This is a genomic window from Kitasatospora sp. Ki12 (assembly GCF_054601375.1).
The window spans coordinates 2165397-2191073 of sequence record NZ_BAAIHT010000001.1 but is presented as its reverse complement, the minus strand read 5'-3'; the positions used below and the strand labels follow the sequence as shown (position 1 = coordinate 2191073).

General features: G+C 74.5%; 26 protein-coding genes. 6 read left to right on the top strand and 20 right to left on the bottom strand.

Annotated features, from left to right (window positions below; translation table 11 throughout):
* Positions 1-77 precede the first annotated feature (77 nt).
* From ACYP53_RS09580 to ACYP53_RS09520, 13 genes are all read right to left on the bottom strand, one after another.
* On the bottom strand, positions 78-2642 hold the full coding sequence (locus ACYP53_RS09580) for a M16 family metallopeptidase (protein ID WP_459647143.1): 2565 nt from the start codon (positions 2640-2642) through the stop codon (positions 78-80).
* Positions 2639-4282, bottom strand: coding sequence for a flavoprotein (locus tag ACYP53_RS09575; RefSeq protein WP_459647142.1), 1644 nt, complete (start codon positions 4280-4282; stop codon positions 2639-2641). Before ACYP53_RS09575 ends, ACYP53_RS09580 begins: the two co-directional genes overlap by 4 nt.
* Entirely contained in the window at positions 4279-5241 is a 963-nt protein-coding gene (locus ACYP53_RS09570; RefSeq protein WP_189913108.1) for an LLM class flavin-dependent oxidoreductase, read from the bottom strand. Before ACYP53_RS09570 ends, ACYP53_RS09575 begins: the two co-directional genes overlap by 4 nt.
* Entirely contained in the window at positions 5238-7130 is a 1893-nt protein-coding gene (locus tag ACYP53_RS09565) for an ABC transporter ATP-binding protein (RefSeq protein WP_459647141.1), read from the bottom strand. The genes ACYP53_RS09570 and ACYP53_RS09565 overlap by 4 nt, the downstream gene beginning before the upstream one ends.
* 112 nt (positions 7131-7242) lie before the next feature.
* Positions 7243-8250 (bottom strand): methyltransferase, encoded by a 1008-nt coding sequence (locus ACYP53_RS09560; RefSeq protein WP_189913110.1) that lies wholly within the window; start codon positions 8248-8250, stop codon positions 7243-7245.
* Positions 8251-8383: 133 nt separating this feature from the next.
* Positions 8384-8560 carry an LxmA leader domain family RiPP gene (locus ACYP53_RS09555; RefSeq protein WP_189913111.1) on the bottom strand — a complete coding sequence of 59 codons (177 nt, stop codon included), beginning with the start codon at positions 8558-8560 and terminating at the stop codon, positions 8384-8386.
* Between the two features lie 58 nt (positions 8561-8618).
* The gene (locus ACYP53_RS09550) at positions 8619-8834 is read right to left on the bottom strand and encodes an LxmA leader domain family RiPP (protein ID WP_189913112.1); all 216 of its coding nucleotides are present in this window, start codon (positions 8832-8834) and stop codon (positions 8619-8621) included.
* Between the two features lie 236 nt (positions 8835-9070).
* On the bottom strand, positions 9071-9247 hold the full coding sequence (locus ACYP53_RS09545; RefSeq protein WP_189913113.1) for an LxmA leader domain family RiPP: 177 nt from the start codon (positions 9245-9247) through the stop codon (positions 9071-9073).
* A 57-nt stretch (positions 9248-9304) separates the two neighbouring features.
* Positions 9305-9523 carry an LxmA leader domain family RiPP gene (locus ACYP53_RS09540; protein ID WP_189913114.1) on the bottom strand — a complete coding sequence of 73 codons (219 nt, stop codon included), beginning with the start codon at positions 9521-9523 and terminating at the stop codon, positions 9305-9307.
* 81 nt (positions 9524-9604) lie between these two features.
* The gene (locus ACYP53_RS09535; protein WP_459647140.1) at positions 9605-10606 is read right to left on the bottom strand and encodes a T3SS effector HopA1 family protein; all 1002 of its coding nucleotides are present in this window, start codon (positions 10604-10606) and stop codon (positions 9605-9607) included.
* Complete coding sequence (lxmK, locus tag ACYP53_RS09530) at positions 10603-11781, bottom strand: class V lanthionine synthetase subunit LxmK (protein WP_459647139.1); 1179 nt, start codon at positions 11779-11781, stop codon at positions 10603-10605. Before lxmK ends, ACYP53_RS09535 begins: the two co-directional genes overlap by 4 nt.
* A 333-nt stretch (positions 11782-12114) precedes the next feature.
* Positions 12115-12792, bottom strand: a complete 678-nt coding sequence (locus tag ACYP53_RS09525) for a response regulator (RefSeq protein ID WP_229928194.1) — start codon at positions 12790-12792, stop codon at positions 12115-12117.
* Complete coding sequence (locus ACYP53_RS09520; RefSeq protein ID WP_459647138.1) at positions 12789-13517, bottom strand: DedA family protein; 729 nt, start codon at positions 13515-13517, stop codon at positions 12789-12791. Before ACYP53_RS09520 ends, ACYP53_RS09525 begins: the two co-directional genes overlap by 4 nt.
* A 596-nt stretch (positions 13518-14113) precedes the next feature.
* Between ACYP53_RS09520 and ACYP53_RS09515 the strand changes: the two genes are divergently transcribed.
* Together ACYP53_RS09515 and ACYP53_RS09510 are read left to right on the top strand one after the other, a co-directional pair.
* Positions 14114-14584 carry a hypothetical protein gene (locus ACYP53_RS09515; RefSeq protein WP_229928195.1) on the top strand — a complete coding sequence of 157 codons (471 nt, stop codon included), beginning with the start codon at positions 14114-14116 and terminating at the stop codon, positions 14582-14584.
* Positions 14581-14883 carry a transcriptional regulator gene (locus tag ACYP53_RS09510; RefSeq protein ID WP_189913119.1) on the top strand — a complete coding sequence of 101 codons (303 nt, stop codon included), beginning with the start codon at positions 14581-14583 and terminating at the stop codon, positions 14881-14883. Before ACYP53_RS09515 ends, ACYP53_RS09510 begins: the two co-directional genes overlap by 4 nt.
* A gap of 74 nt (positions 14884-14957) precedes the next feature.
* On the opposite strand, the gene ACYP53_RS09505 is transcribed toward ACYP53_RS09510, so the two are convergent.
* Positions 14958-15491, bottom strand: coding sequence for a hypothetical protein (locus ACYP53_RS09505; protein WP_459647137.1), 534 nt, complete (start codon positions 15489-15491; stop codon positions 14958-14960).
* A gap of 306 nt (positions 15492-15797) precedes the next feature.
* Between ACYP53_RS09505 and ACYP53_RS09500 the strand changes: the two genes are divergently transcribed.
* Both ACYP53_RS09500 and ACYP53_RS09495 read left to right on the top strand, forming a co-directional pair.
* Positions 15798-16943 (top strand): metallophosphoesterase, encoded by a 1146-nt coding sequence (locus tag ACYP53_RS09500; RefSeq protein WP_459647963.1) that lies wholly within the window; start codon positions 15798-15800, stop codon positions 16941-16943.
* A 133-nt stretch (positions 16944-17076) separates the two neighbouring features.
* Positions 17077-17481: a VOC family protein gene (locus tag ACYP53_RS09495; RefSeq protein WP_189913121.1), complete on the top strand. Its 405-nt coding sequence runs from the start codon at positions 17077-17079 to the stop codon at positions 17479-17481.
* Positions 17482-17498: 17 nt separating this feature from the next.
* On the opposite strand, the gene ACYP53_RS09490 is transcribed toward ACYP53_RS09495, so the two are convergent.
* Positions 17499-18227 (bottom strand): helix-turn-helix domain-containing protein, encoded by a 729-nt coding sequence (locus ACYP53_RS09490; protein ID WP_459647136.1) that lies wholly within the window; start codon positions 18225-18227, stop codon positions 17499-17501.
* A gap of 122 nt (positions 18228-18349) precedes the next feature.
* On the bottom strand, positions 18350-19921 hold the full coding sequence (locus ACYP53_RS09485; protein ID WP_459647135.1) for an MFS transporter: 1572 nt from the start codon (positions 19919-19921) through the stop codon (positions 18350-18352).
* A gap of 336 nt (positions 19922-20257) precedes the next feature.
* Between ACYP53_RS09485 and ACYP53_RS09480 the strand changes: the two genes are divergently transcribed.
* Positions 20258-21034 carry a TetR/AcrR family transcriptional regulator gene (locus ACYP53_RS09480; RefSeq protein ID WP_459647134.1) on the top strand — a complete coding sequence of 259 codons (777 nt, stop codon included), beginning with the start codon at positions 20258-20260 and terminating at the stop codon, positions 21032-21034.
* Positions 21035-21073: 39 nt separating this feature from the next.
* On the opposite strand, the gene ACYP53_RS09475 is transcribed toward ACYP53_RS09480, so the two are convergent.
* Together ACYP53_RS09475 and ACYP53_RS09470 are read right to left on the bottom strand one after the other, a co-directional pair.
* A complete protein-coding gene (locus tag ACYP53_RS09475) occupies positions 21074-21868 on the bottom strand; it encodes an isocitrate lyase/PEP mutase family protein (protein ID WP_459647133.1) in 795 nt (264 codons plus the stop codon).
* Positions 21869-21946: 78 nt separating this feature from the next.
* A complete protein-coding gene (locus tag ACYP53_RS09470; protein WP_459647132.1) occupies positions 21947-23323 on the bottom strand; it encodes a hypothetical protein in 1377 nt (458 codons plus the stop codon).
* Positions 23324-23387: 64 nt separating this feature from the next.
* Here ACYP53_RS09470 and ACYP53_RS09465 point away from each other — a divergent pair, with 64 nt between their 5' ends.
* Complete coding sequence (locus ACYP53_RS09465; protein ID WP_459647131.1) at positions 23388-24209, top strand: ArsR/SmtB family transcription factor; 822 nt, start codon at positions 23388-23390, stop codon at positions 24207-24209.
* A 51-nt stretch (positions 24210-24260) separates the two neighbouring features.
* On the opposite strand, the gene ACYP53_RS09460 is transcribed toward ACYP53_RS09465, so the two are convergent.
* Together ACYP53_RS09460 and ACYP53_RS09455 are read right to left on the bottom strand one after the other, a co-directional pair.
* On the bottom strand, positions 24261-24791 hold the full coding sequence (locus tag ACYP53_RS09460) for a DinB family protein (protein WP_459647130.1): 531 nt from the start codon (positions 24789-24791) through the stop codon (positions 24261-24263).
* 69 nt (positions 24792-24860) lie between these two features.
* Positions 24861-25658 (bottom strand): VOC family protein, encoded by a 798-nt coding sequence (locus tag ACYP53_RS09455; protein WP_459647129.1) that lies wholly within the window; start codon positions 25656-25658, stop codon positions 24861-24863.
* Positions 25659-25677 lie beyond the last annotated feature (19 nt).

The window sequence follows — 25677 nt, the reverse complement described above, 5'->3', positions numbered from 1 at the left end:
CCGCACGTCCCACGGACTCGCGAAGGAGACCTGCGGCGCACCGCCCATGGTGGCGGGGGCGGGCTCCTGCGGTGTGGTCAGGTGTGGCTCCAGTGGTCGGTCAGGGCGGTGACCGGGCCGGGGCTGCCGAGGGCGACCAGGGTCATGGCGTCGGCCGGGTAGAGCTCGGCGCACGCGGCGGCGACCTCGGGGGCCGTGGTGCGGCGGAGGGCGTCCGGGAGGTGTTCCGCCCAGTCGAGGGGGCGGCCGGCCGACACGCCGTCGCGCAGCAGGTCCGCCTTGGTGGCGGGGGTGTCGAAGGCTCCGAGCAGCTGGGCGGCGCAGAAGGAGCGGATCGGGTCGAGTTCGGCGGCGGTGACGGGCTCGGCGCGCAGGCCGCGCAGGGATGCCCGGATGGTGTCGAGTGCGCGCGCGGCGTCCTGCGGGGGGAGGACGGCCCGGACGTAGGCCCGGGGCTCGTCGAGGAGCAGGTCACGCCCCGAGTGGAGCGGGTGGTGGAGGCCCGCGTCGAGCGCCCGGACCGCCAGCCGGGACAGGGGGTGGACGCCGGTGACGGCCGTGGCCAGGAAGCGTGCGGCCGCCCCGCTGTCGCCCGGGGGTTCGGGGGCGCTCAGGGTCAGGTGCACCAGGTCCAGGGCTTCGTGGGGCAGGGCCAGTGCGCCGCCGGTCGGGGGCGCGGATTCGCCGGACGGAGGCGAGGGCCGGTCGGACGGGGACGCGGGCCAGCCGGACAGGGCCTGTTCGGCCTCCGCCGCGAACTGCTCGGCGTCGAGGTCGCCCACGGCGACCAGCCAGCCGCCGCCCCTGCCCAGGACCGCCCGATGGACCTCGGCGAGGTCCGTCAGGCCGTCCTCCTCTGGCCGGTCGGCGGGGCCGCCGAGCCGGTGGCGGCGGAGCGCGGTGTCCATCAGCGCCTCCGGGGAGCGGGGGCGCCGCGGTACCCGCAGTGGCGTCACCTCGCCGAGAGGGAGCAGGAGTTCGCGCAGCAGTCCCAGCCAGTGCCCCGCGCGGGCCGGTGTGGCGCATCCGGTGACGTCGAACCACTGGCCGTCGGTGGCCAGGTGGAGGAGGCCGCCGGCGGCCTCGGCGCGGGCCGCCGCGTCGGTGCGTTCGGCGAGCAGCCGGACCAGGGCGTCCAGGTGCTGCGGGTTCCGCCACCCCGTCTCCTGCAGGGGCAGCCGGAACCGCAGCTCCACCAGCGGGCTGCGGGTGTCCCGGACAGCCACCACACGGGTGCCGCCGGCCGACCGGGTCTCGCGGCGCGGCCCGTGCCGGGGCGCCGGCTGGACGGCGGGTGGCGGAACGGGCCTGGCCGCGCCGGGAGAGGAGGGAGCGATGCCGGTGGACGTGGGCCGCCCCGGATCAGGCGCGGCGCCGTGGTCCGGCGCGGGGCGGGTCCGGGCCGGGCCCGGGTTCATCACGAGGACCCCCTTGGCGGCCGTCCCCAGCCGGCGGGCCGCGGCGGCGACCAGGGCGGGGTCGACCTCACCGAGCAGGGCCGGGTACTCGTCGAGGAGTTCGGCCCTCCCGAACAGCAGCTCCAGGCAGCCCAGGGCCCGGCTGCGCGCATAGGCGTCGGCGTACTGCCGGTGGTGCTTGAGGAGCAGGCGCCGGACGGCCTGGGCCCGCCGCTGCCCGAACCGAGGGTCGTCGGCCCACCCGGCCCACCGGCCGGTGACGGTCTCGACCGTCCGCCGCGCCGACTCCCCGGGCGGCACCAGGGCGGTGAGGACCAGGAGGTCCGGGTCCCGCGCGTCGAGCGGGCCGAAGACGCCGCAGCCGGCCGACACGGCCCGGAGTCCGTCCAGCCCGTGGTGGTTGATCATCTCGGCCAGTACGACGTGCGCGAGGTATCCCGTGAGGTCCCCGACCGGGTCGGGCAGCCGGTAGCCGACGGCGACGGCCGGGGCGGTGACCGACGGCTCGGTGCAGGTCTGCCACCGGTCCTCGGCGAGGGCCGGTTCGCGCAGGTCGGGGGCCGGCCCGGCCGGGCGCGACGGGATGTCCGCGAAGTGCCGTTCCACCAGGGCCAGCAGCTGCTGGGGCTCGTGGTCGCCGACCACGGTGAGGACGGCGTTCCCGGGCGCGTAGTGGGCCCGGAAGAACTCCTGGCACGCCTCGACGGTGGCGGTGCGCAGTTGGTCCACCCGCCCGTAGCCGTCGTGCGCGTTGGCGAAGCCGCGGAAGGCCACGCCGGGCAGCAGCGGCCACGGCAGGCCTCCGTACGGCCGGGCCGTCACCGCCTGGTGGATCTCCTCCTCGACGCCGGCCAGTTGCTCGGCCAGCGTGTGCTCGGTGAAGACCGGGGCGCGCATCCGGTCGGCCTCGGCGAACAGCGCCCGTTCGACCACCGCGGCGGGAACGAGCTGGTGGTAGTCGGTGTAGTCCTGGTGCGTGGTCCCGTTGGCCTGGCCGCCGAGGGGGTGGATGTGGTCGTAGAAGCTTCCGGGGGGCAGGCTCGCGCTGCCGCGGAACATCAGGTGCTCGAAGAGGTGGGCGAAGCCCTCCTGGCCGGGTCGCTCGGAGCGGTAGCCGACGCCGTAGTGGACGCAGACCGCGGTGCGCGGGGAGCCCGGCTGCCGTTCGAGGACCACCCGCAGGCCGTTGCCGAGGGTCGCGCGGTGGAGTTCGCGCCCGCTCATGAGGCCTCCTTGCCGTCCAGGTCGACCAGGAAGCGCAGGAACCCGGCGTAGTGGTCGAAGCCGTGGTCGAAGCCGTCCAGGTAGGCGGCGATGTCGTGGACGTGGAGCAGGATCCGCAGCGCGGCGATCCGGTGCCACTCCGGGCCGAGGTCGCGGCCGTACCCTTCGAAGAGCGCGTCGGTGAGGGCCTGCCACTGGGCCTTGTCCCCGCCCAACTGCCACTGGAGTTCCACCAGTTCACCGACCACCCAGCCCAGGTCGAGGTACCAGGGCAGGGCGCAGACGTCCTCGCCGACGAGCAGGTCCACACCGCCCGAGGCGTGGTCGACGACGAGCGATCCGAGTCCGGGCGCGCCGTGCGCGAGCGTGGTGTCGGGGTCGCCCGCCGTGCGGCGGTACCAGGCGAGCAGCCGGGACCAGCGCTCCTCCCCGAGCTCGCGGCGAAGCCCGGCCTGGGCGCAGGCCGCGCGGGGGCTCGCGGCGCGGCCGCCCAGCCAGTCGCCGAGCCGCGCGAGGGCGCGCGAGGGCGTGGCCGGGCGGCCCGTCGGCGGCTCCAGCCGGTGCAGGGCGCGCAGCAGCCGGCCCAGGTCGCGGAGCGGCCCGGCGAGGTGGGGGCCGAGGCCGCCGTTCAGCAGCAGGTGCGCGACGGAGACCTCGCCGCGCACCTCGTAGCGCCGTGCGGGTCCGTCGGCCGTGCCGGGCACCAGCCGGGCGCCGCCGTTGCCGGAACCGGAACCTGAACCCGAGTCGGAGCCCGAGCCGGACCCGGCCCCGGACCCGTCGCCGGAGCCGGCCCGCGCCAGCAGGCGGTCGAGCTCCTCGTCGACGGGCTGGAAGGGCGTGGGCGCCAGCGGCCCCGGGGTGCGGCGCCAGCGCCAGCCGCCGCCCGGAAGCTCCCGGACCGAGGTCCGCAGCAGCCCGGTGCCGAACTCGCCGTCCGACGTCGGGTCCCCGGAGGACTCCCCGGAGGACGAGGCGTCGGGCTCCGGCCGGCTCTCGACGAGCAGCCGCAGCGCGTGCGGCAGGCCCGGCGGCACCCAGGCGTCGTCCTGGCCCGTGGTCAGGCTGCGTCCGGGGACGGGCGGGACGAGCACCACGTTCGGCCGGGCCGCCAGCGTGGCCCAGTGGCCCCGGAAGGCGTCCCCGTCGAGGGCGCCCGGGGGCAGCGCGGGGGCGACGACGACCGGCGCCCGGGTGGACTGCGCGGCCAGCAGGGCCGGGCTGTCCGCCAGGCCCAGCGCCAGCCGGGCCAGGAAGTGCACGGTCGCGGGGTAGACCACGATCGCCTGCGCCCACCGCGCCCACTCGACGTGGCGCGCGGTGGCCTCGTCCTCGGGCCAGCTGTCGCTCCACACCGTCCCGCCCGTCCGGGCGGCGATCACCTGCCTGGTCACGAAGCGTTCCGCGCTGCGGGTGAGCACCACCCGGACCTCCACGCCGGGGTGGTTCAGGCGCAGCCAGTCCAGCCAGTACGGGAGGGACCAGGCGTAGGCGGAGCCGGTGACGACGATGAGAAGTCGCTCCAGCCCCAGGTCGGGGATCCCGTCGGAATTGCCGACCTGCGGCCCGCCGGTCACCGGGTGCGGCCCGCCGGTCACCGGGTGCGGCCCGCCGGTCACCGGGTGCGGCTCGCCGATCACCGGGCGACCGCTTCCAGCAGGGTCTCCAGCTCGGCCAGGGAGGCGCGTTCGCCGTACCGGGCGTGGACGCCGGTGACGTTGAGCACGATCTCGTCCACGCCGGCGTCCGCGAACTCCCGCAACCGGTCCGCGAGTTCGGCGCGGTCCCCGTACAGGAAGGCGCCGCCGTCCAGCAGTGCCTGGGCGTTGGCCGCCGGGTCCTCGGTGGAGGTCTCGATGCCGGAGCGGCGCAGCATGTCGGCGTAGTGCGGGAGCATCGTGTGCGCGGTGTTGCTGATCGCGGCGAGTTCGGCAGGGTTCCGGCCCTCCGCCGCCAGCGCCAGCGGGACGGTCGCCACGACCCTGGGCACCGGCCGGCCGGCCGCCGCGGCCCCTTCCCGCAGCGCCGGTATGACGGTGTCGCGCACGTACGGGGCGGGGGTCAGCCAGGTGATCGCGACGTCGGCGATCTCGCCGGCCAGTCTGGCCATCCTGGGCCGCAGCACGCCCAGGCCGATCTCCACCGGCGGCCGGGGCACCAGGGCGAACGGCGAGCGGCAGGTGAAGTACTCGCCGACGTGGTCGGCCTCGCCCTTCTCCAGCAGGTCCCGCATGATCGTGACGTACTCGCGCACGGCGCCGAGCTGGCTGCGGTACGGCGCGCCCATCATGCTGTACTGGAACGCGGCCGAGCCCGGCCCGAACCCGGCCACCACCGGGTGCCCGCTGGCCACCGCCAGCCCGTGGGCCTGGATGGCGGCCTGGTAGGGGTGGCGCAGCGGCATCAGGGTCACGCCGGTGCCGGTCGGCACCCGGAAGCCGCAGGCGGAGACGTGGGTGAGGTCCTGGAAGGGGTCGTTGATCACGGCCTGGCCCTGCCACATCCGGTGTGCCGCGCTCCACTGCGCGAGGGCGGCGTACGGCAGCAGCTGCTCCGGGCGGAGGGGGGCGATCGGGGCCAGGAACGAGTAGGTGGTCATCGGTTGCGGCCTCCGGCCAGGGCTTCGGACGGTTCTTCTGACTGCTCTTCGGGCGATGCTTCGGACGGTTCTCCGGACGGCGCTTCGGACGCTTCTCCGGACGGCTCTCCGGAGCGGGGCTTCTCCTCCAGCAGCCCCAGCTGCTGGCCCCGGACCAGTTCCGCGTACATCGGGCTGGTCAGCATCAGGTCCTCGTGCCGGCCCTCGGCCTTGACCTCGCCGCCGTCCATGACGATCACGTGGTCGGCGTGCCGCACGGTGGAGATGCGGTGGGCGACGACGAGGACGGCGCGGTCGCGGCTGATCCCGTCGACGAGGTTGCGCAGCCGCAGCTCGTTGACGCTGTCCAGCTGCGAGGACGGTTCGTCGAGCAGGACGAGCGGGGCGTCCGAGAGGCTCGCCCGGGCCAGGGCCAGGCGCTGGCGCTGGCCGCCCGAGAGGTCGTGGGCGCCGCCGAGGACGGTGTCCAGGCCGGACGGGAGCCGGGTGACGTCCTCCTCCAGCCCGACCGCCCGCAGCGCGCGGAGCAGCGTCTCGTCGTCCAGCGGCCGTTCCTGGCCGAGCGTCAGGTTGTTGCGCACGGAGTCCCGCAGCAGGGTGTTGCCCTGGTCGACGTAGGCGAGCCGGCCGCGCAGCTCGGCCAGCGACCAGGCGTCCGCCTCCCGGCCGAACAGCTCGATCCGGCCGTCCTGCGGCTCCATGAACCGCTCGACCAGGCCGAGCACGGTGGACTTGCCGGAGCCGGAGAGCCCGACCATCGCGGTCAGTCCGGTGGCGGGGACGGTCAGGTCGACCTTCCGCAGCACGGGCTCCTGCCCGTACGAGAACTCGACCTGCTCGAACCGTACGGCGGGGGCGTCCGGCACCGGCGCGGGCGCGGGCCCGTCCGTCGCGCGCGCGTCGAGGTCCTCGGACGGCAGGGCGAACAGGTCGTCGAAGCGCTGCCGGGAGGCCAGGCCCGCCTGGATGGTGCTCATCCCGGACATCGCCATGATGAGCGGCGCGGTGAGCTGGAAGAGGTAGAGCAGGAACGACACGAAGGTGCCGAGGTCGAGGTCGCCACCGGTGATCCGGGCGCCGCCGCCGAGGATGACCGCGACCAGGGCGATCTGCTGGCCCAGGTTGATGACGGGCACCATCAGGGCCTCCATCGCGGAGGCGCGGGTCGCGAATCCGGCGACCCGCTCGGCCCGGGTGGCGAGTTCGGCCGAGACGACGCGCTCGGCGCGGTAGGCCTTGATCACCGTGAGCGCCTGGATCGCGGCGACGAAGTGCTCGGTGAGCGAGCCGACCTCGTTCTGGATCGCGATGTACCGGCGCCTCAGCGAGACGACGACCCCGCCGACCACGGCCAGCGCGGCGAGGAACGCCCCGAGCGTGATGAGCAGCAGGACCCAGTCCAGGATGCCCATGATCACCATGGTCCCGACCAGGGTGACCAGCGACATCGGCAGTTGGATCGGCCCGATGTCGACGATGCTCTTGATCGCCGAGGCGTCCACGGTGAGCCGCGCCGCGAGGTTCCCGGTGCCCTCCTTGCGGGCGGTCGCCAGGTTCAGGCCGATGGAGTGGCGCATGCTCCGCACCCGCAGCCGGCCGACCAGCTGGTGGCCCATCCGGGAGAGCAGGTAGGTGGCGAGGGCGTTGGCGGCGGCGGACCCGAGGCCGACCACCGCCATCACCGTGGTCCACCGGGCCAGGCCCTCGCTCGCCTGGATCGCCTCCAGCAGCTTGCCCACCGTCCAGGGCAGGGCCAGCGTCGCCGCCGTGGAGGCCAGGGCCAGGGCCAGGACGCCCGCGACCTGGAGGCGCTTGCCCCGGAAGATCTCCCGCAGGATGTGCAGCCGCTCGGACGGCGCGTCCGCGGTACTGCCCGCCGTACTCATCATCGTGCTCCCCTCGAGCTCATCGGCGCTCCCTTCGAGCTCATCGGCGCTCCCTTCGAGCCCATCGGCGCTCGCTAGAGCCCATCGGTGCTCCCCTCGAGCTCATCGGCGCTCGCTAGAGCGAGAACTCGATCAACGACCTGACCGGGGTCACCGGTCCTTCCCAGCCGACCCGCAGCCCCGCCCGCTCCGCGAGCCGCTTCAGGTCCGCCACGCTCCGCACCGGGGTCGGCATCATGGCGCGCAGCCACAGCTCCATCCGGGGCCCCTCCGGGCCCCGCATCACCACGTCCAGGCTGACGTCGGCGAGCAGCACCTTTCCGGACGGGCCGGCGGCCTCGGCGCAACGGCGCAGGATCGCGACCGCGTCCTCGTCGTTCCAGTCGCCCAGGATCGCCGACAGCAGGTAGACGTCCCGGCCCTTCGGCAGCGGGTCGAAGAAGCTGCCCGGTGCGGCGTCGCTGCGCTCGGCGAGGCCGGCGGCGGCGAGGTTGCGCTCCGCGACGCGCGCGGTGCTCGGCAGGTCGACCAGGGTGCCGCGCAGGTGCGGGTGGCGCCGCAGCAGGCTGATCAGGATCGTGCCGGTGTTGCCGCCGACGTCGACCACGCTGCGCACGCCCGACCAGTCGTAGCCGTCGAGGATGAGCTGGGCGTCGAACACCAGCTGCCCGGAGGAGGCGCGGGCGATGGCCTCCGCGGCGGAGCCGCCCTCGTTGACGCTCTCCCAGTAGCCGCGGCCGAACAGACCCACGTGGGCGGGCTCCCCGGTGCGCACGGTGTGGACGAGGTCCACCAGCGCCAGGTCCGACCGGCCGGTGACACCGTCCGACCGCAGCAACTCGCGGACGGAGAACGGGTGGTCCTCCCGCAGCGGACCGGCCGCCTCGGTCAGCGCGTAGCGGCCGTCCGCGTCGCGGTCCAGCAGCTCCAGGGTGACCAGGTAGCGCAGCAGGGCGTCGAGCGCGTCGGCGCGGGCGCCGGTCAGCCGGGCCAGCGCCTCGGTGGAGTCCGCCCCCGCGGCGATGTGGTCGGCGACACCGAGGGTCGCCGCCGCCCGGATCGCGGACGGTCGCAGCAGGTCGGCAAGCTCCACGAGCCGCTCGGCGCGAGTCGTGTCCTCCATGGCAAGTGCCCCCAGGTGGTTGGTGGTGCTCGTGCGGTACGGGGCCCGGGTGGGGCCGTCGGCCGGCAGCCGACGACCCGCACCCGGGTCCTCACCGGGGCGGTCGGGAACCCGTCACCCCGGAAGGGGCGGGTCAGCAGCCGCCGTTGATGGTCCGGGCGGAGAAGATGCTGGCCATCCAGGAGGCACCGGCGCTCGCGCAGAAGAGCGTCGTCGCCGGGGCGTCGGCGGCCGCCTCGAACTGCAGCTCCTCGGTGTCGGCGTAGGCCTCGTAGCCCGCGACGAGCTCCATGATCGCGGTGGACTTCATGTGTTCACCTCCTCTCGGTTCGTCGGTCGGTCGGGGGATGACGCCTCGATACGGGTCGTCAGCAGGTGATCTCGTAGGTCGCACCGCTGGCGGCGCTGATCGAGGCACCCGCCCAGCTGGCACAGCGGGCCGAGCTGGCGCGGGACGCGATGGAGACACAGACCCAGGTGGTGGCGGGGGCGCCTGCGGCGGCGCTGACGGTCAGCTCCTCCGCCTCGGTGTAGGCGCTGTAGCCGGCGACGAGGTCGGTGATGACCGCGCTCTTGTTCTCCATGATTGACCCTCCATCGGATCCGAGTTGAAACCAGAGGACGCGGGCACGCCCCCTGGAACCCACCTCGGCACCGATGGCTCGGGGTGCCCGGGGTGCCCGGGGTGGTCGAGGTCTCCGCCGGGGCTTCGGCCGGCACGCGCATCCGGTGCCGGCCGAAGCCCCGCTCGTCCGTCCGTCCGTCCGTCCGTCCCGGAGCGTGGCCTAGCGGCTCCGGGCCGTCGGCCCACCGGGGCGGATCAGCAGCCGCCCTTGAAGGTCTTCGCGGAGACGGCGCTGGCCAGCCAGGAGGCGCCCGCGCTCGCGCAGAAGATCGTCGTCGCCGGAGCGTCGGCGGCCGCGTCCACCTGCAGCTCCTCGGTGGCGGCGTAGGCCTCGTAACCCGCGACGAGCTCCATGATCGCGGTGGTCTTCATGTGTTCACCTCCTCTCGTTCCTCGACCGGTCGGGGGATGACGCCTCGGTACGGACCGTCAGCAGGTGATCTCGTAGGTCGCACCGCTGGCGGCGCTGATCGAGGCACCCGCCCAGCTGGCGCACTTGGCCGAGCTGACGCGGGACACGGAGACGGAAACACAGACCCAGGTGGTGGCCGGGGCGCCGGCGGCGGCGCTGACGGTCAGCTCCTCCGCCTCGGTGTAGGCGCTGTAGCCGGCAACCAGGTCGGTGATAACCGCGCTCTTGTTCTCCATGACTGACCCTCCGTCGAATCTGAGCTGAAACCAGGGGACGCGGACACGCCCCCTGGAACCCACCTCAGCTCCGGGGCCGGCTCAGCCCTGGACCGGCTCGGCCGCACGGGGGCCGGAGACGTCGAGGGAGTCCAGGTTGCGGTAGGGGTCCGCCGGGTCGACGTTGGCGGCGACCAGGTGGCCGTGCAGCACCCGGACGAAGGTGTCGGGCGCGTCCGCGGTGTCCACCAGGGCCTTGGCGAGCACGCTGGCCCGGTGCTGGCCGAAGCTCAGCCCGTCCATCCCCGGCGCGGGATCGCGCGGCTCCCAGGCCGTGGACACGCCGGGGCGGATCCGCCGGGTGAACACCGAGGTGTCCGACCCGAGGCCGGGCAACTCCCCCACGGCCTCGGCGAGTCCGTGGACGGCCTCGCGGTCCTGCTGGTCCAGGTAGACCACCAGGGCGTCCCGGCGCGGGTACAGCAGCTTGGAGGAGACGATCTTCGAGCGGTACGTCACCCGGTTCGCCTCCAGGTGGGTCAGCGCGGCGTGCCAGACCGGGCGCGCCGCCTGCCAGGACTCGACGTGGACGTAGACCCGCAGCACCTCCCGCGAGCGGTGCGGACGCGTTCCCTCGACCATGAAGAACCCGGGGGACAGCGCCGGCCGCAGCGAGGTGTTGCGCACGCCCACCACCGCACCGCCCACCACCGCACCGGCCGCCACCGCACCGGCCGCCGGTTCGCCCTCGACGAGGACCCGTTCGGCCGGAACCCGGACGGTCACCCCGCCGAACTCGACCCGGTGGGTGTCCTCCCCGACCTCCCGCAGCACTCCGCGCAGCGTGGTCTCCCGGTGCGGTACGGCCTTGGCGAGCTCCGCCTCGAACTCCGGGTCCCGGAGCCGGAACGGGAGCGAGCCGCCCTCCACGTCGAGTCCCGCGTGCAGCTCGTGGTAGAGCGCGTCCGACAGGAGCCGGCGCAGTTCCCTGGGGGTCTCGGCCTCCAGTTGCCGCTTCCCCACGGTGGCGCCGGTGCGGTCCGGCAGCACGCTGACGCGCTCGGCGGCCGCGAGCAGCGCGGGGGAGACAGGGGTGTCGCTCATGGCGTGTCCTCGAATCCGAGCAGGGCGGCGAAGCGGTGCGGGGTGATCAGGGCGCCGCGGCCGACCCCGGCGGCGGCCCGCTCGATGCCGGACAGCCGCTGGCTCTGCGCCGCGCCGGCGATCAGCCGGTCCAGCAGGTGCCAGCCGGCGAAGGCGGTGGCGCGCACGGCGAACCCGGGGTCGGGCTCGGTACGGGTCCGGTATCCGCGCCAGAAGTGGTGCACCAGCGGCAGCAGCCGCTCCATCTTCTCCGCGCCCCGGGCCAGGATCTGTTCGTGGGTCAACTCGGTGTCCGGGAAAGGGACGTCGCCGTCCCCCCGGTTGGTGACGATGTCCAGGACCGAGCGGTACAGCCATTCCCCGGCGAACGCTCCCACGTCCCGGGCCGGGTCCGCGAGGCGGAACTCCTCCCAGTCCGCGATGACCGGGACGTCGCCGTCCTTGATCAGCAGCTGGTCCACCCGGAAGTCGGTGTGCGAGGGGACGCGCGGCGCGTCCTTCTCCCAGCGCCGCAGGTTCTCCAGCGCCGACCGCAGCGCCTCGTCCCGCTGCATGAGCCGCCACGCCTCCAGTTCGGCGAAGCTCAGCTCGTTGAACATGGCCAGCGGCAGCCCGCGCAGCAGCGCCGGCTCCGGCATGACGGGCTCGGTGGTGTCCACGTCGCCCACCGGGACGGCGGAGTGCAGGACACCGATCTTCTGCCCCACCACGAAGGCCAGTTCGCCGTCGAAGTCCTCGTCGACCATCAGCTCGGCGCCGGTCCTGGCCTCGACGTGCTCGAAGACCACCAGCCCGGCCGCCCGGTCGGAGCCGAGCAGCACCGGCACGTGCGCCGCCAGCTCGTCCACGGCCTCGACGAAGTCCTCGAAGGACTGGATGCGCGCCATCCGCTCCCGCACGTCGGCTTCCCCGCCGACCAGCCGCTTGACGAAGACCCGCCGGCCGCTCGCGGTGTCCCCGGACCAGGCGTGGTTGCGGCCGACCGGAGCGGTGACGGAATCACGGACGAAAGCGCCGACGCCGAGCTTCTCCAGCAGGGCGTCCACCTCCGGGAAAGCGTCCAGATCGGCCGGCCGGAATGCCGGACGGGAATTCCCGTCCGCCTTTTCCGGCGCCCCGGCCGGGTGCTCCTCGGCGGGCTTCGCTCCGGAACCTGCCAGCGTGATTCCCGGCACGGCCACCTCCATTCCTCGCTGCCCAGTCGGAACTCGTGTCCCTCGAACTGAGGAAATCCTCGCGCTTCCGGCGGGACCGCCGGAAGCCGCCGATCGTCGGTAGCCGCCAGCCGACCGGCTGCCGTTGCGCCGGATCCGCAGCCGATCGGCTGCCCGGCGGGTGCGGGGCGCCGGGCCCGGGCATCGGACACGGAAAAGCGGGCTCCGGATGGCGGAGGCCACCCGGAACCCGCCACGGGGTTTCGGAAACGAGTTTTCGGGACCGTGCCCGAAAAATACGCTCTCAGGAATTCAACGGGAACCCGAAGGGAATCGACGGGGGAATCGGCCGGGTCAGGCGGCCCTGGTCGGCAGCGGGGCGCGGCCGGTCCGCTGGGCCCGGTGGGCGATCACCGCCGCCTGGACGCGGTTGGCCACGCCGAGCTTGGCGAAGATGTCGCTGACGCAGTCCTTCACCGTCCCCGTGCCGATCACCAGCCGGCGCCCGATGTCGGCGTTGGACAGGCCCTCGGCCACCATGGCGAGCACCTCCTCCTCCCGCACGCTCAGCAGGGCGGTCAGCCGTCTGGCCGCCAGCGTGGCGTCGGTGTGCCGGACGTCGTCCGCCACCTCCGACAGCAGCCGGGAGGCGGCCATGGTGGACAGCACGGTGCTGCCGACCGCCAGGGCCCGCACCGAGGCCAGCAGCTGGTCCGGACCGGTGTCCCGGAGCAGGAAGCCCGCGGCCCCCATCCGCAGCGCCCTGAGCACCCCCTCGTCCATGACGGGCGGGGCCAGCACGGCGACCCGGGGGGATCCGGGCAGGTCCAGCAGGTCCTTCAGGACGCCGAAGCCGTCGGCGCCGCTCACCTGCATGTCCAGCAGGACGACGTCCGGCCGGCAGCGCCGGGCCTCGGCGACCGCTTCGGCACCGCCCGCGACCCGGGCCCTGAGGTCCTCGGCGGACTCGATGATCATCTGCAGGCCGGCGCGCAGCAGGGGCTGGTCGTCGACGATGAGGGTGAGGGTCACGATCGGTTCCTGCCTGCTCGGATGCTCATCGCCACCTGTGCCAGGAAGACCCCGGCGATGACGGTCAGGGAAACCCAGACGGCGTGGTCGGTGATCGTCTCGGCGAGGTCGACGGCGGGCTGTCCGATCGTGTAGCCGAGCGTGGTGAAGAGCCCTGCCCAGGCGGCCACGCCGATCAGGGCGAGCAGGAGGAAGAGCGGGAGGCCCATCCCGACCCAGCCGGCCGAGGCGAACGCGAGCGTGGCCGGGATCAGGGGCAGCGGGGAGAGCACGACGGCTCCGGCGATGATCCGCCGGCTCGCGGGCGTCTCCCGCGCCAGGATGCTGCGGGAGCGCCGGACGGCGCCCTCGGGCGGGGTCCCCGCGAGGAGCCGCACCACGTTCCCGCCCCACAGCCGCCCGGCGAGCCAGAACACCCAGACGAACTTCAGCTTCCCGATGACGCCCGCGATCAGCACGGTCACGATCGAGGCCTCGCCGACGCGGGCGAACGCCCCCGCGACGGTCATCGAACTCGGCGTGCCGGTCAGCGCCGCGAGCAGCACCGGATCCGTGCCGATCAGCCAGGGTTTGAGCGGCCACATCGCGAACGAGTAGGCGAACACCAGCCACACCGCGTACCAGCAGAAAAGGTCCCTCGACGTGGGGGCGCCGCCCCAGGGCAGCCACGGTTTGTCGAGCGGCCGTTTCCGGCTTTTCGGTTCGGTTTCGGACGTGGTGGTCAAGAGGGACCTCCAGTGCGTTCTGTAGGTACCCGGAAGCCGCCCCCGGAAAATATCGGCGGACCTCCGCGGGCAGGGAAGACCCCGGAATCAGAGCCGTGCATCTCGTGAAACGACCGCGGCCATATCCGGCCGCTCTGCGGACTATGCGGAATTCACACGCACGGACCGGTCGGGGAGCAGGGAATCCGCCTGCGGAGGCCGCGGACCGGGATCGACACCGGTCGGCCGGGCAGGCCTCAGAAGTCCACCGTCAACAACAAAAAACCTGCGCATGAAGACCCCCCGTCCTGCGCAAATTCCCGATTGGGCCAGGACCGCCGATGCCGGGCATCGGCGCGATGATCGTCTCATAGCCGAAGCGGGGCTTCAACCTTTACCAGCACATTACAGACCCGCCGATCGACTGGAGTTCGCAGCCGATCGGCGGGGCTTTTGCCGCCCTCCGGCGGGGGTCGCGCGAGAGCCCGCCGGGGCCCCGCACCGCCCGGGTACGGGCCGCACGGCACCCGGGGCGCAAGGCGCGCGACACCCAGGGACGCCCGGCCGCCGCCGAACTACTTGCCAAGGCGGACAGTAGTATGCCTATGGTTTCCACCATGGAAAGCACTTCGCGCAACTCCGGCCCGTCCGACCCCCGTTCCGTCCGTGCCGCCCTGGACTCCGTCGCCGACGCCCGCTCCCGGGCGGCCGACCGGGTCCGCACCCCGTGGTGGTACCACGCCGGGCTGGGCGCGGCGCTCGCCGCCTGGTTCGTCTCGATGAGCCTGCGGGCCGCCACCTGGAGCGGCGCGGTGTTCGTCCTCGTGGTGCTGGGCCTCGGGTGGGCGCTCCGGCAGTCGACCGGGGTCTCCTTCGCCGCCCTCACCGCCACCCCCGCGACCCGCAGGCTGTACGCCGGCTACCTGCTCGCCCTGGTCGTGCTGGCCGCGGCCGGGATGACCCTGGAGTGGGGAGCGGACGTCCGGTGGGCCATCGCCGGGGCCGGCCTCGTGATCGGGGCGCTCACCGTCGTGGTGGGGTACCGCGCCGACGCCGCGGCCCGCCGGGACATCCGGGCGGGGCGATGACCGGGCCGGTCTTCGACGAGCTGATCCACGCGCCGAACCGACTGCAGATCTGCACCATGCTCGCCGCCGTCGACGCGATGGAGTTCTCGGTGGTCCGTCAGTCCCTCGACGTCAGCGACTCGGTGCTGAGCAAGCACGTCAAGGCCCTGCAGGCCGCCGAGTACGTCAGCGTCACCAAGGTCCGGGGCGCGTCCTACCCCCGCACCTGGCTCGCGCTGACCCCCCGCGGCCGCAAGGCCTTCGACGGCCACATCGCCGAACTCCGCCGCCTCCTGGACCTCGCCGAGGGCAGGCAGTAACCCCGGCCTCGCGCCGCACAGCCGAAGCCGCAGCCGTCGAGCCCCCGGCGGCAGGCCCCCGTCCGCCCGGGTCCTCAGCCGGTACCGGTGTTGTCGACCCAGAAGAGCAGGGCCCCCAGCACCGCGCCCGGAGCACCGGCGCCGAAGGCCAGCACCATGGCCTGGCCCACCGCGACATCGGTGGGGTCGACGCCGTGGGACCAGGCCACCCGGGCACCGAGGCCCGGAATCGAGCGGCCCGGGGAGTACGAGCGCAGGCCGCCGCGCGCCTCCGCGATCAGCACCCCGTTGCGCCGCAGTTCCGCCCGGCGCAGCGAGACCGGACGCAGCTCGTACGTGCGGTCGCCCAGGAGGGCGGTCCGGGTGCGCGCCTTCCGCCGGGGGTCCCAGCCGCTCGCGCGCTCCTTCGCGGGCACGTGGTGCCCGTTGAGGGTCATGGCGCCGTGCTCGCGGCCCGGAACCACCGTGACGACCGGGATCCCCGCCCCGTGGAGGCGGGCGACCACCGACGGCCAGCGGTCGCAGTCGATCTGTATCGGCCCGAAAGGGCTTTCGGCCGTCTGGTGTTGCGACAGTCGCACCTTGCGGCGCTGGGTGGGCGAAGACATCCCCGTTCGGCTCCTGGACATCGAGAGTCGGCCCGGCCTCGTCATCGTGGACCGGGAAAGGCTGATGAGCCTACCGATCAAGCCCGGTCGCGGTCCCGATCCCGGATGATGGAGGAACAAGCCAACACGAGGGGCGGCGCAGTGACTGACAGCGGATCCAACGGGCCGGGGTCGGACCTCCGGCCGTCCGGCGCGGCGCCGGGGAGCGTCGCGGCCGACCCGCGTCCCGGTGCCGGGGCCACAGCCGGGGAGCCTGTTGACGCCGGGACTCCGGACGGGAGCCGGGGACGGCGGCGGTCCCGGACCCTGCGGCGGACGGCCGTGGTCGTCCTCGTCCTCGTGGTCCTGTGCCTCCCGCCGTGGTGGACGCTCTTCGCCTCCGGCACCGACTGGCCGCTCCCGGTCTTCCTGGCCGGCACGGCCGTCTGCGCCGCCTGGCTGGTCTCCTTCCCCTTCCTGATGTTCGCGGGCCACGGGCCGCGGCAGTCCGACCGGGCCGCCCGCGTCGCGGACACCAGCCTCGGGGTGGTCTGGGTGCTGTTCACCTGGTCGGTGGCGGGCGGCCTGGTGGACCTCGTCCTGGGCGGGCTCGACGTCGGCGGCACCGACCGGGCCAGGACCGTGGCCGTGGCCGTGGCGGCCGTCTCGGCCGGGCTGCTGGGCTGGGGGCACCACGAGGCGATGCGCGTACCCCGGGTGAAGCGGCTGGACGTCCACCTCCCGCGCCTCGGCGACGGCCTGGACGGGACCCGGGTCGTGCTCCTGGCCGACACCCACTACGGACCGATCGACCGGGCGGCCTGGTCGGCCCGGGTCACCGAGGCGGTCAACGCGCTCGACGCCGACATCGTGGTCCACGCCGGCGACATCGCCGACGGCAGCCCCGGCCGGCGCCGGGAGCAGTCCGCACCGCTCGGGGCGATCCGGTCCCGGCTGGCCAGGGTCTACGTCACCGGGAACCACGAGTACGGCAGCGAGGCCCAGGGCTGGCTGGACCGCATGGCGGAGCTGGGCTGGGAGCCGCTGCACAACCGCCACGTCGTGGTGGAGCGCGGCGGGGACGCCCTCGTGGTCGCCGGCGTGGACGACGTGACCGCGGAGTCCTCCGGCCTGGCCGGACACCGCGCGAACCTGTCCGACGCCCTGGCCGGGGCGGACCCGGACCGACCGGTCCTGCTCGTCGCCCACCAGCCCAAGTTCGTCCCCCGGGCCGCTGCCGCCGGCATCGACCTCCAGGTCTCCGGGCACACCCACGGCGGCCAGATCTGGCCGTTCAACTTCCTCGTCCGGATCGACCAGCCGGTGGTCCACGGCCTGAGCCGGCACGGCGAACGGACCCTGCTCTACACCAGCCGGGGCGCCGGCTTCTGGGGCCCGCCCTTCCGGGTCTTCGCCCCGAGCGAGATCACCCTGCTCACCCTGCGCTCGGGCACCGCCCCGGCCGCCGGGTAGCGCGACGGGGGCGGCCGCCGGAGGCGCTTCCCGGGCGGAGGCGCTTCCGGCCGGGCGGAGGGGCTTCCCGGCCGGGCGGAGGCGTCCGATTCGTTCAAGACCCGGTGGGTGCGGGCTGCCTAGCGTGGTGGCCATGAACAGCACACCAGCACCGCGGTTCGCCTTCGTCGGGCTCGCCGTTTCCGATGTGGCCGCCTCCGTCGCGTTCTACCGGCGGCTCGGCCTCGCGTTCCCCGAGGGGGCCGAGCAGGAGCCGCACGTCGAGGCCGAGTTGCCCGGCGGGCTGCTCCTGGTGCTCGACGCCGAGTCCACCATCCGTTCGTTCCACCCGTCCTGGCGGCCGCCGACCGGGGGCGGGCGCACCTCGCTGGCGTTCCGGTGCGAGGGCCCCGCGCAGGTGGACGCCCTGTACGAGGAGCTGACCGGCGCCGGGTACCACGGGGAGTTGAAGCCGTGGGACGCCTTCTGGGGCCAGCGGTACGCCGTCGTCCACGACCCGGACGGCAACGGGGTGGACCTGCTCGCGCCGCTGCCCTGAACAGCTGCCGACGGGCCCTAGCGGCTCAGCAGAGAGGTCACCGGCAGCCCCGCCAACTCCCGTACGTCGCGGGCCAGATGGGCCTGGTCGGCGTAGCCCGTCCGGGCCGCCGTCTCGGCGAGCGGGACGCCGGAGCGGGCCAGCGCCAGGGCGCGCTGCATGCGCAGGATGCGGGCGAGCGTCTTGGGCCCGTAGCCGAAGGCGGTGAGCGAGCGGCGGTGCAGTTGCCGCTCGCCGAGGCCGACCGCCTCGGCCGTCGCCGCGACGCTCCGGCCGGCGGCGAGCGCGGCGACCACCGCCCGCAGCAGCGGGTCCTCGGGCCGCGCCTCGGCCGCCAGGCGCAGCGCCAGGTCCTCCAGGGCGGCGGCCGGGTCGGGCGCGGCGTCGATCCGTTCGGTGAGGCGCCGCACCTCGGCGCCGGGCCTGAGGTCGGCCAGGTCGGTCCGGCGGTCGCGCAGCTCGTGCGCGGGGACGCCGAGCAGCGCGGGTGCGGCACCGGGGCGGAACCGCACCCCGGCCCACGGGCCCCGCAGTCCGGGGCCGGGGCGGAAGGCCCGGGTGTCGGGGCCGGCGACGAGCAGCCGGCCCTGGGTCCACAGCAGGTCCATGCAGCCGTCGGGCAGCACCAGCCCGGCGGGCCCGGCCTCGCCGTCGCCCGTGCCCGCGCCGGTACGCGCGACGGCGCCCTTCGTCCACACGACCGCACCGGGCAGCCGGGACGCGCGCTCCACGTACTCGGAGGCCATGGGGCGAAGGCTACGCGCCCGCACCGGGGAACGCCCGGGGCGCCCGGGGACGCCGGCGGCCCCGGCCGCACGAGGCGACCGGGGCCGTACGTCTCGGGACCGCCGTACGGCCGGACGGCGGTTCAGCCCGCCGTCTCCAGCGACCCTGCCAACCCTGCCGACCCCGCCGACCCCGCCGACCCCGCCGACTCCCCGGCGTCCGCGGCCTTCGCCGAGCCGTCGCCGTCGCCGTCGCCGCCGCCGCCGCCGCGCATCAGCACCAGGGTGAGCCCCGCGGCCGCCACGACCGCGATGCCGCCCACCGTGAAGGTGGTGGAGGTGGCGGTGTTGAACGCCTCGCGGGCGGCCGCGACCAGCCCGCCGTCCCCCGTGGAGCCCGCGACGGCGAGCGCGCCGGTGATGTCGTGGCGCGCGGCGGCCGGGGCGCCGTCGGGCATCGCGCCGGTGTAGGTACCGGACAGCACGGTGCCGAGGACGGCCACGCCGAGCGCGGCGCCGGACTGCTGGATGGTGTCGTTGAGCGCGGAGCCGACGCCCGCGTGCTCGCCGGGGATCGCGCCCATCAGCGCGTTGGCGGCGGCCGGCATGCCGAGGCCGGAGCCGACGCCGAGGACCAGCATGGCCAGGGCGACCTTGGTGAAGCCGTCACCGACCGAGAGGGTGGCCAGCAGCCCGAACCCGCCCGCGATGACCAGCATGCCGACGGCGGTCAGCACTCGTGCCGGGACCTTCTTGCCGAGCGCGGCGCCCACCCCGTTGAAGAGCAGCGAGGCGACGGCGAGCGGGATGAAGGCCAGCCCGGTGTCGGTGGGCGAGAACTCCAGCACGAACTGCAGGTGCTGGGTGAGCACCAGCATCAGTCCGCCGGTGGCGAAGGTCAGCAGGACGAGCGAGAAGCTGGCCCCGGTGAACACCCGGTTGCGGAACAGCTTGAGCGGGACCATCGGCGCGTCGGTGCGGACCTGCCGTACGGCGAACCCGGTGAGCGCCGCCACCGCGAGGGCCATCGCGCCGAGGGTGCCGGCGCTGGTGAAGCCGTCGCGGGGCAGCACGATGATCGACCACACCAGCGCCGCCATACCGACCATCGACAGCGCCATGCCCGGCAGGTCGGGCCGGCGCCACGGGCCCTTGGACTCCGGCATCAGCAGCACCGCCGCGAGGATCGCGACCGCCGCGACCGGCACGTTGAGCAGGAAGACGGCACCCCACCAGAAGTGCGCGATCAGCGCGCCACCGAGCACCGGCCCGCCGACCAGTCCGATCATGGCCACCGCGGTCCAGGCGGCGATCGCCTTCGGCCGCTCCTCGTCGTCGAAGACGGTGATCAGGATGGAGAGCGTGCTCGGCATGACCAGCGCGCCGCCGACGCCCATCAGGACGCGCCCGGCGATCAGTTGACCCGGGCTGTCGGCGAAGGCCGCGACCAGCGAGGCGGCGCCGAACAGCACCAGTCCGACGATCATCACCTTCCGCCGCCCGAAGCGGTCGGAGAGGCTGCCCGAGGTGAGCAGCAGCCCGGCGAAGACCAGGATGTACGAGTCGATGATCCACTGGATGTCCTGCGCCCCGGCCCCGAGGTCCTCCGCGATCGGCGGGATGGACACCGTGAGCACCATGTTGTCGACCACCAGCACCAGGCTGCTGAGGCAGAGCACGACCAGGATCAGCCAGCGTCGCGGATTCCGTTCCACCGCGTTCCCCCTTGGGATGTCCAGGATGCCCCGGACGTCGAGATCGGTGCACGGCCGTGGCCGCGCGAGCATTCGTCCGCCCCGGCGGGAGCCGTGCGGGAGGTCGTCCGCTGCGGCGGGAGCCGTGCGGGAAGTCGGTGCGGGCACACCGCCCTCCGTCCCCACGGGTACGGTGTGCGCCGCTCCGAACACTGTACGGCGACCGCACAGTGTTCGCAACGCCGTACAGTGTGCGGTCCGACTTATGCTGAACCCGACGACGCCCGGACGGACAACGGCCGGCCACGACCCGCCGGCCCCGGCGGTGGGCGATCACAAGAGACGAAGGAGGGCCGGATGACGGCCAAGTCGGAGGACGGTACGTCGGGCATCCCCTCGCTGTGGACCCGCCCGCAGCGACCGCGCCGGGACCAGCCGGCCCTCAGCCGCGAGCAGATCGTGACCGAGGCCCTCGCACTCCTGGACAGCGACGGCATCGACGCGCTGAGCATGCGCAAGCTCGGCGCCCGCCTCAACGCCGGCGCCACCTCGCTGTACACCCACGTCACCAACAAGGAGGAACTGCTCGCGCTCGCCGTCGACCAGGTCTTCTCCGAACTCCCGCTGCCGGAGGCGACCGGCACCACGGGCGACCCCGAGGTCTGGCGCGCGGCCATCGAGGAGTGCGCCGAGGGCGTGCGCGCGCTCATCCTGCGCCACCCGTGGATGGTCTCGGTGCTCGGCGACGTCGGGATGGTCTACTTCGGCCCCAGCTGGATGCGGCTGTCCGAGGCCTTCCTGACCCTGCTGGAGACCTCCGGACTCGACCTGGCGACCGCCAACGAGGCGATGGGCGTCGTCATGGGCTACACCATCGGGGCGGCCACCGTGGAGGCCGCCTGGCTGAGCGCGCTCGCCAAGCGCGGCCGACAGGAGCAGGAGTGGATGGACCAGCTCCTGCCCTCCGTCGTCGAGGCCACCAAGGGCCACCCCCGGCTGCACCGGCTGTACACGACCCAGGTGGGCCGGGAGGTCGAACCCGACCGGAACTCCCACTTCCTCAGCGGCGTCCGGGTGATCCTCGACGGCATCGAGGCCTCCTGGGCCGCCCGGGCCTCGGACCGCACCGGCTGAGCAGCCCAGAGGGCCCTTACATCCTGGACTCCCTTCGGATCATCGCTCGTTGAAGGCCTGCACCTCCGCGTACCCCGGCACCGGCCCGACCGGCTCACCCGCGGCCACGGCGGCCGCCGTGGACACCGCCGCCGCCAGCGCGGAGCGGTACAGCAGCGAGCCGAGGCTGACCCGGGCCACACCGAGCGCGGCCAGCTCGGCGAGGCCCGGGCCGGCCGGCGTCCAGAGGATGTTGAGCGGCACGGAGACGGCGGCGACCACCCGGGCGATGGCCGCCGGTTCGGCCAGACCGGGCACGAACACGCCGTCCGCGCCCGCCCGCTGGTACGTCGCCAGCCGGCGGTGGGTCTCCGGCTCGGGGTCGTCCAGCCCGCACCAGTAGGTGTCGGTACGGGCGTTCACGAACAGCTCCGGCACGGCCGCCTTCACCGCCGCGACCTTCGCCGCGTGGACCTCCACCGGCGCCGGCGTGCCGTCCGCCCGGCCGTCCTCCAGGTTGATGCCGACCGCCCCCGCCTTCGCCAACTCCACCGCCAGCTCGGCGACTTCGTCCGGGTCGTCGCTGAAGCCGGACTCGGCGTCGACGCTGAGCAGGAAGTCGCCGCGCCCGAGCCGCCGCGCCAGCCGTACGGTCTCCGCCCGGGTGGCCGCCGCGCCGTCGGGCAGCCCGGCGGCGGCCGCCACGCCCAGACTGGTGGTGCCGATCGCGGCGTGGCCCGCGGCCGCGAGGGCCACGGCCGAGGCGTGGTCCCAGGCGTTGGGGAGCAGCAGCGGCCGGCCGGGGCGGTGGTGCAGGGCGGCGAAGGGGGTCATGGCGGGGCCTGCGGGGTTCATGGGCGACTCTCCGGGATTCTCACGCTCGTAAGGGAGTTCATGCGGGGGTGGTTCATGTCGGGGTGGCTCATGCGGGGTTCAAGCGGGGCCCAGGTCCCCGACGGAGTCCGCGTAGTACCCGGACCCCGCGACGTGACCGACGATCCGCCGGAAGCTCCAGCCCGTACCCGGCGAGTCGTCCAGGACCGCGTCCGGCAGTGCGGCCACCCGGCGGGACCAGATCGCGGCCAGCCGGGTGAGCCGGCTGCGGGCCTCGTCCAGGTCGGCGGCGGTGAACGGGGCCAGGTCCGCCGGGGTGGTGGCGCCGGAGGCGTGCCAGTGGTCGGGCTCGGTCGGCTCGCCGGCCAGCCGGGCGTCCAACTCTGCCAGGTGGTCGAGGAGATGGTCGGCGACCCGGCGAACCGCCTTGTGCGGCGTGTAAGTTCGGCCGTCCGCGTTGACGATCGGCCGGCCGTCCCAGGCCGTCCAGGTGGCGGCCAGGGTGAGCACATGGTCGACCATATCCGGTACCAGCGCGGCGAGTTCGTCCTTTCCGAGACCGCACGCGAGCGGGACGTCATCGGATCCACCGTCGCCGTCCACGTCGTCGCCCTTGTCGTCGACCGCCGCCGGATCGGAGGCCCCGAGCAGGATGCCCTCCGCGATGGCCAGGGCGTGCGAGCGGCCCGGGCAGATCCGGGGCCGGGCGCCGAAGGTGAGCGCCACACCGTCCGGCGCCTCCGTCTGGGCGGCCGCGACGTCCAGCACCACCTGCGCCCCGGCCGGTACGGCGACCCCGCCGACCTCGGTCGCCCGGGCGGCGAGACGGCGCATCACCGGCACCGGCGGGTCCTCGCGCAGCGCGCCGGCCAGTCCGTCCCGGTGCCGGCGGGCGCGGTCGACCAGTGCGGCGGTCGCGTCGCAGGCCTGGACGAGCAGACCGATCCGGTTGGCCGCCTCCTCCTCGTCCATCTCCCCGTACGGTTCCTCGCCCGGCTGCTCACCGATCGCCCGCCCCGCCCCGCCGGACATCGCGGGCAGCAGCCGGGCCACCGCCGCGTCCGCCTCCGGGTCGTCCGGCGCGTCCGCGAAGTACGCGCGGGCGACCGTCGCGACGTCCCGGGCCACGGCCTCCGGGTCGGCCAGGCCGAGCGCCGACGCGAGCACCCGGACCACCCGCAGCCGGACGTCGGGGTCGAACCCGGCCGCGGCGGCCACTCGCAGTGCGGCCGGGTCCAGGCCTGACAGGTCGGCCAGCACCAGCGCCCGGCGCCGGGCGTGCGGTTCGCCGGAGCTGAACCGTGCGACGGCGGCCCGCAGCCGGGCCGCCCCGGCGGGCGCGCCCGGGGCGACGGGCGCCGCGGGCAGCGGGACCAGCGCCGGGTCGGCCAGGGCCGCGGTGACGTCGTCGTAGCGGGAGAAGATCATGGAGAAGGTCGTGGTGTCGGGGCCGGAGATCACCGTCGGTTGGCTCATGCCGTCATCGTGGACCCGGTTCGTTTCGGCCCCCGCCGAACTGTGCCGGAGCGACCATGGAGCCATGCCCTCGCGACCGCGTCCCGCCCGTCCGCTGCTTCCCTCCCCCGCCGCCTCGGCCGTCCCCACCCCGACCGCCCCCGCCTCGGCCGTCCCCACCCGGCCGGTCCGGCACTCCGACCACGGCGGTACGGCGCTCGCCGCCCTCGCCGCCCTGATCGCCGACCCCACCCGCGCCGCCTTCTGCTCCGCCCTGCTCGACGGCCGCGCCTGGACGTCCGGCGAGCTGGCCCGGCACGCGCGCGTCGCGCCGTCCACGGCGAGCGAGCACCTGTCCCGGCTGATCGCGGGCGGGCTGCTGGCCGAGGAGCGGCAGGGCCGGCACCGCTACGTCCGGCTGGCCTCGCCCGCCGTGGCCACCCTGCTGGAGGACCTGACCTCCTTCGCGGAGGCCGGCGGCACCGGCGCGTCCGCACCCCGCTCCCTGGCCGAGGCCGGCCGGTTGAGCGCCGAGGCCCGCGCCCGGACCTGCTACGACCACCTGGCCGGACGCCTCGGTGTGGCCGTCGCCGACGCGCTGCTCGCCCGCGGCCTGGTCGCCGACGAGTCCGGGCTCGCCGTCACCGAGCGCGGCCGGGACTGGCTGGCCGCGCAGGCGATCGAGCTCCCGCCGCGCGCGGGCCGCCGCGGCGGCCGCCCGGTGGTGCGCGGCTGCCTGGACTGGACGGAACGCCGCAGCCACCTCGGCGGGGCGCTGGGCGCGGCGCTCTGCCGGACCGCCCTGGACCGCATCTGGGTGGAGCCGATCGGCTCCGGCCGGGCCCTGCGGGTCACCCCGGACGGCGGCCGGGCGCTGCGCGAACTCCTCGGCGTGGAAGCACCCTGAGCAACGCCTGGGCAGCGCTTGGGCAGCGCCCCGAGCCGGCTCCGCCCGCCCTCACCCCATCGACTTCGCCCCGTCCAACGACTCCCGGATGATGTCCGCGTGCCCGGCGTGCTGCGAGGTCTCGGCGATCATGTGCAGCAGCACCCGCCGGACCGACCAGGTCGCACCCGGCTCGAACCACGGCGCCGGCGGCAGCGCGTGGGCGAGGTCGAGGTCGGGCAGGGTCCGGACCAGCTCGTCCGTCCCGCGCGCCACCCGCTCGTACTCGGCCAGCAGCCCGGCGAGGGTCTCGCCCTCCACCATCCGGAACTGGGCCGCCCACGCCGCGGCGCCACCGTCCCCACCGCCGTCCCCGTCCCCGTCCGGGTCCCCGTCCCCGCCGCGCATCGCCTCCGCGCCGCCGGTCATGAACCGCGCCCAGCGCGCCTCGACCGCCGCCACGTGCTTGATCAGGCCGCCCAGGCACAGCTCGCTGACCGTGGTCCGCTCGGCCGCCTGCGCGTCGGTGAGGTCGCGGACGGTGCGCCGCAGCAGCGCGCGGTGCGTGTCGAGGGTCTGGACGAGATCATCGCGCTCGCTCATCGGACGCCTCCCCCCGGCCTGCGCCCTCCGGCCCGTCCGCCACCGGACGACCACCGTGCTCCGCCGCCATCAGACGTCCACCGTGCCCGGCAGCTCGCCGACCGTCCGGCCCAGGTCGATCAGGCCGAAGGCCGCGCCCTGCGGGTCGCCGACCGCCGCGAACCGTCCGAACGGACTGTCCATCGGCCCGAAGTACACCTTGCCGCCGCGCGCCGTCAGCCGCTCGATCGCGGCGTCGGTGTCGTCCACGGCGAAGTAGACGCTGATGTACGAGGGCGCCTCGGGCGGCAGGAAGTCGCCCTCCGCCCCCATCCGGCCCAGCACCGGCCGGTCGGCGACCTGGAACATCCGGTAGTCGAACTCCTCGGAGTCCATCTTCTTCACGCCGTACGGGAAGACCGCGGGGAAGAAGGCGTCGGCCTTCGCCGGCTCGCGGGTCACCAGTTCGGCCCAGCTGTACGCGCCGGGTTCGCCCTGCTTCTCGAAGCCCTCGTGGCGCTCGGCCTGCCAGACGCCGAACACGACGCCGCCCGGGTCCTTGGCGATCACCATCGTGCCGAAGTCACCGACCCGCATCGGCCCCATGACCACCTCACCGCCGGTGGCGCGGATCCGCGCGGCGGTGGCGGCGGCGTCCGGCGAGGCGAGGTACAGGCACCAGGCGGACTGGGCCTCCGTACCGGGCATCGGCGGGACGATCGCGGCGACCGCCTTGCCGTCGGAGTACGCCTGCGTGTAGTCGCCGAACTCCGACGAACTCTCGCCGAAGGTCCAGCCCAGCACATCAGCGTAGAAGGCCTTCGCGCCCTCCAGGTCGGTGAACATCGCGTCGGCCCAACAGGGCGTGCCCTCAGGTAGCGCAGCCATCTCTCTGCCCTCGTGTGCG

What these genes read in the sequence shown, in the direction of transcription:
- ACYP53_RS09560 (WP_189913110.1), bottom strand. Translation starts at nt 8,250, where the DNA reads ATGGAGGACACGACTCGCGCCGAGCGGCTCGTGGAGCTTGCCGACCTG.
- ACYP53_RS09465 (WP_459647131.1), top strand. Translation starts at nt 23,388, where the DNA reads ATGCCCTCGCGACCGCGTCCCGCCCGTCCGCTGCTTCCCTCCCCCGCC.
- ACYP53_RS09535 (WP_459647140.1), bottom strand. Translation starts at nt 10,606, where the DNA reads ATGAGCGACACCCCTGTCTCCCCCGCGCTGCTCGCGGCCGCCGAGCGC.
- ACYP53_RS09490 (WP_459647136.1), bottom strand. Translation starts at nt 18,227, where the DNA reads ATGGCCTCCGAGTACGTGGAGCGCGCGTCCCGGCTGCCCGGTGCGGTC.
- ACYP53_RS09565 (WP_459647141.1), bottom strand. Translation starts at nt 7,130, where the DNA reads ATGATGAGTACGGCGGGCAGTACCGCGGACGCGCCGTCCGAGCGGCTG.
- ACYP53_RS09495 (WP_189913121.1), top strand. Translation starts at nt 17,077, where the DNA reads ATGAACAGCACACCAGCACCGCGGTTCGCCTTCGTCGGGCTCGCCGTT.
- ACYP53_RS09580 (WP_459647143.1), bottom strand. Translation starts at nt 2,642, where the DNA reads ATGAGCGGGCGCGAACTCCACCGCGCGACCCTCGGCAACGGCCTGCGG.
- ACYP53_RS09455 (WP_459647129.1), bottom strand. Translation starts at nt 25,658, where the DNA reads ATGGCTGCGCTACCTGAGGGCACGCCCTGTTGGGCCGACGCGATGTTC.
- ACYP53_RS09510 (WP_189913119.1), top strand. Translation starts at nt 14,581, where the DNA reads ATGACCGGGCCGGTCTTCGACGAGCTGATCCACGCGCCGAACCGACTG.
- ACYP53_RS09545 (WP_189913113.1), bottom strand. Translation starts at nt 9,247, where the DNA reads ATGAAGACCACCGCGATCATGGAGCTCGTCGCGGGTTACGAGGCCTAC.
- ACYP53_RS09460 (WP_459647130.1), bottom strand. Translation starts at nt 24,791, where the DNA reads ATGAGCGAGCGCGATGATCTCGTCCAGACCCTCGACACGCACCGCGCG.
- ACYP53_RS09505 (WP_459647137.1), bottom strand. Translation starts at nt 15,491, where the DNA reads ATGTCTTCGCCCACCCAGCGCCGCAAGGTGCGACTGTCGCAACACCAG.
- ACYP53_RS09555 (WP_189913111.1), bottom strand. Translation starts at nt 8,560, where the DNA reads ATGAAGTCCACCGCGATCATGGAGCTCGTCGCGGGCTACGAGGCCTAC.
- ACYP53_RS09470 (WP_459647132.1), bottom strand. Translation starts at nt 23,323, where the DNA reads ATGAGCCAACCGACGGTGATCTCCGGCCCCGACACCACGACCTTCTCC.
- ACYP53_RS09550 (WP_189913112.1), bottom strand. Translation starts at nt 8,834, where the DNA reads ATGGAGAACAAGAGCGCGGTCATCACCGACCTCGTCGCCGGCTACAGC.
- ACYP53_RS09540 (WP_189913114.1), bottom strand. Translation starts at nt 9,523, where the DNA reads ATGGAGAACAAGAGCGCGGTTATCACCGACCTGGTTGCCGGCTACAGC.
- ACYP53_RS09480 (WP_459647134.1), top strand. Translation starts at nt 20,258, where the DNA reads ATGACGGCCAAGTCGGAGGACGGTACGTCGGGCATCCCCTCGCTGTGG.
- ACYP53_RS09570 (WP_189913108.1), bottom strand. Translation starts at nt 5,241, where the DNA reads ATGACCACCTACTCGTTCCTGGCCCCGATCGCCCCCCTCCGCCCGGAG.
- ACYP53_RS09515 (WP_229928195.1), top strand. Translation starts at nt 14,114, where the DNA reads ATGGAAAGCACTTCGCGCAACTCCGGCCCGTCCGACCCCCGTTCCGTC.
- ACYP53_RS09475 (WP_459647133.1), bottom strand. Translation starts at nt 21,868, where the DNA reads ATGAACCCCGCAGGCCCCGCCATGACCCCCTTCGCCGCCCTGCACCAC.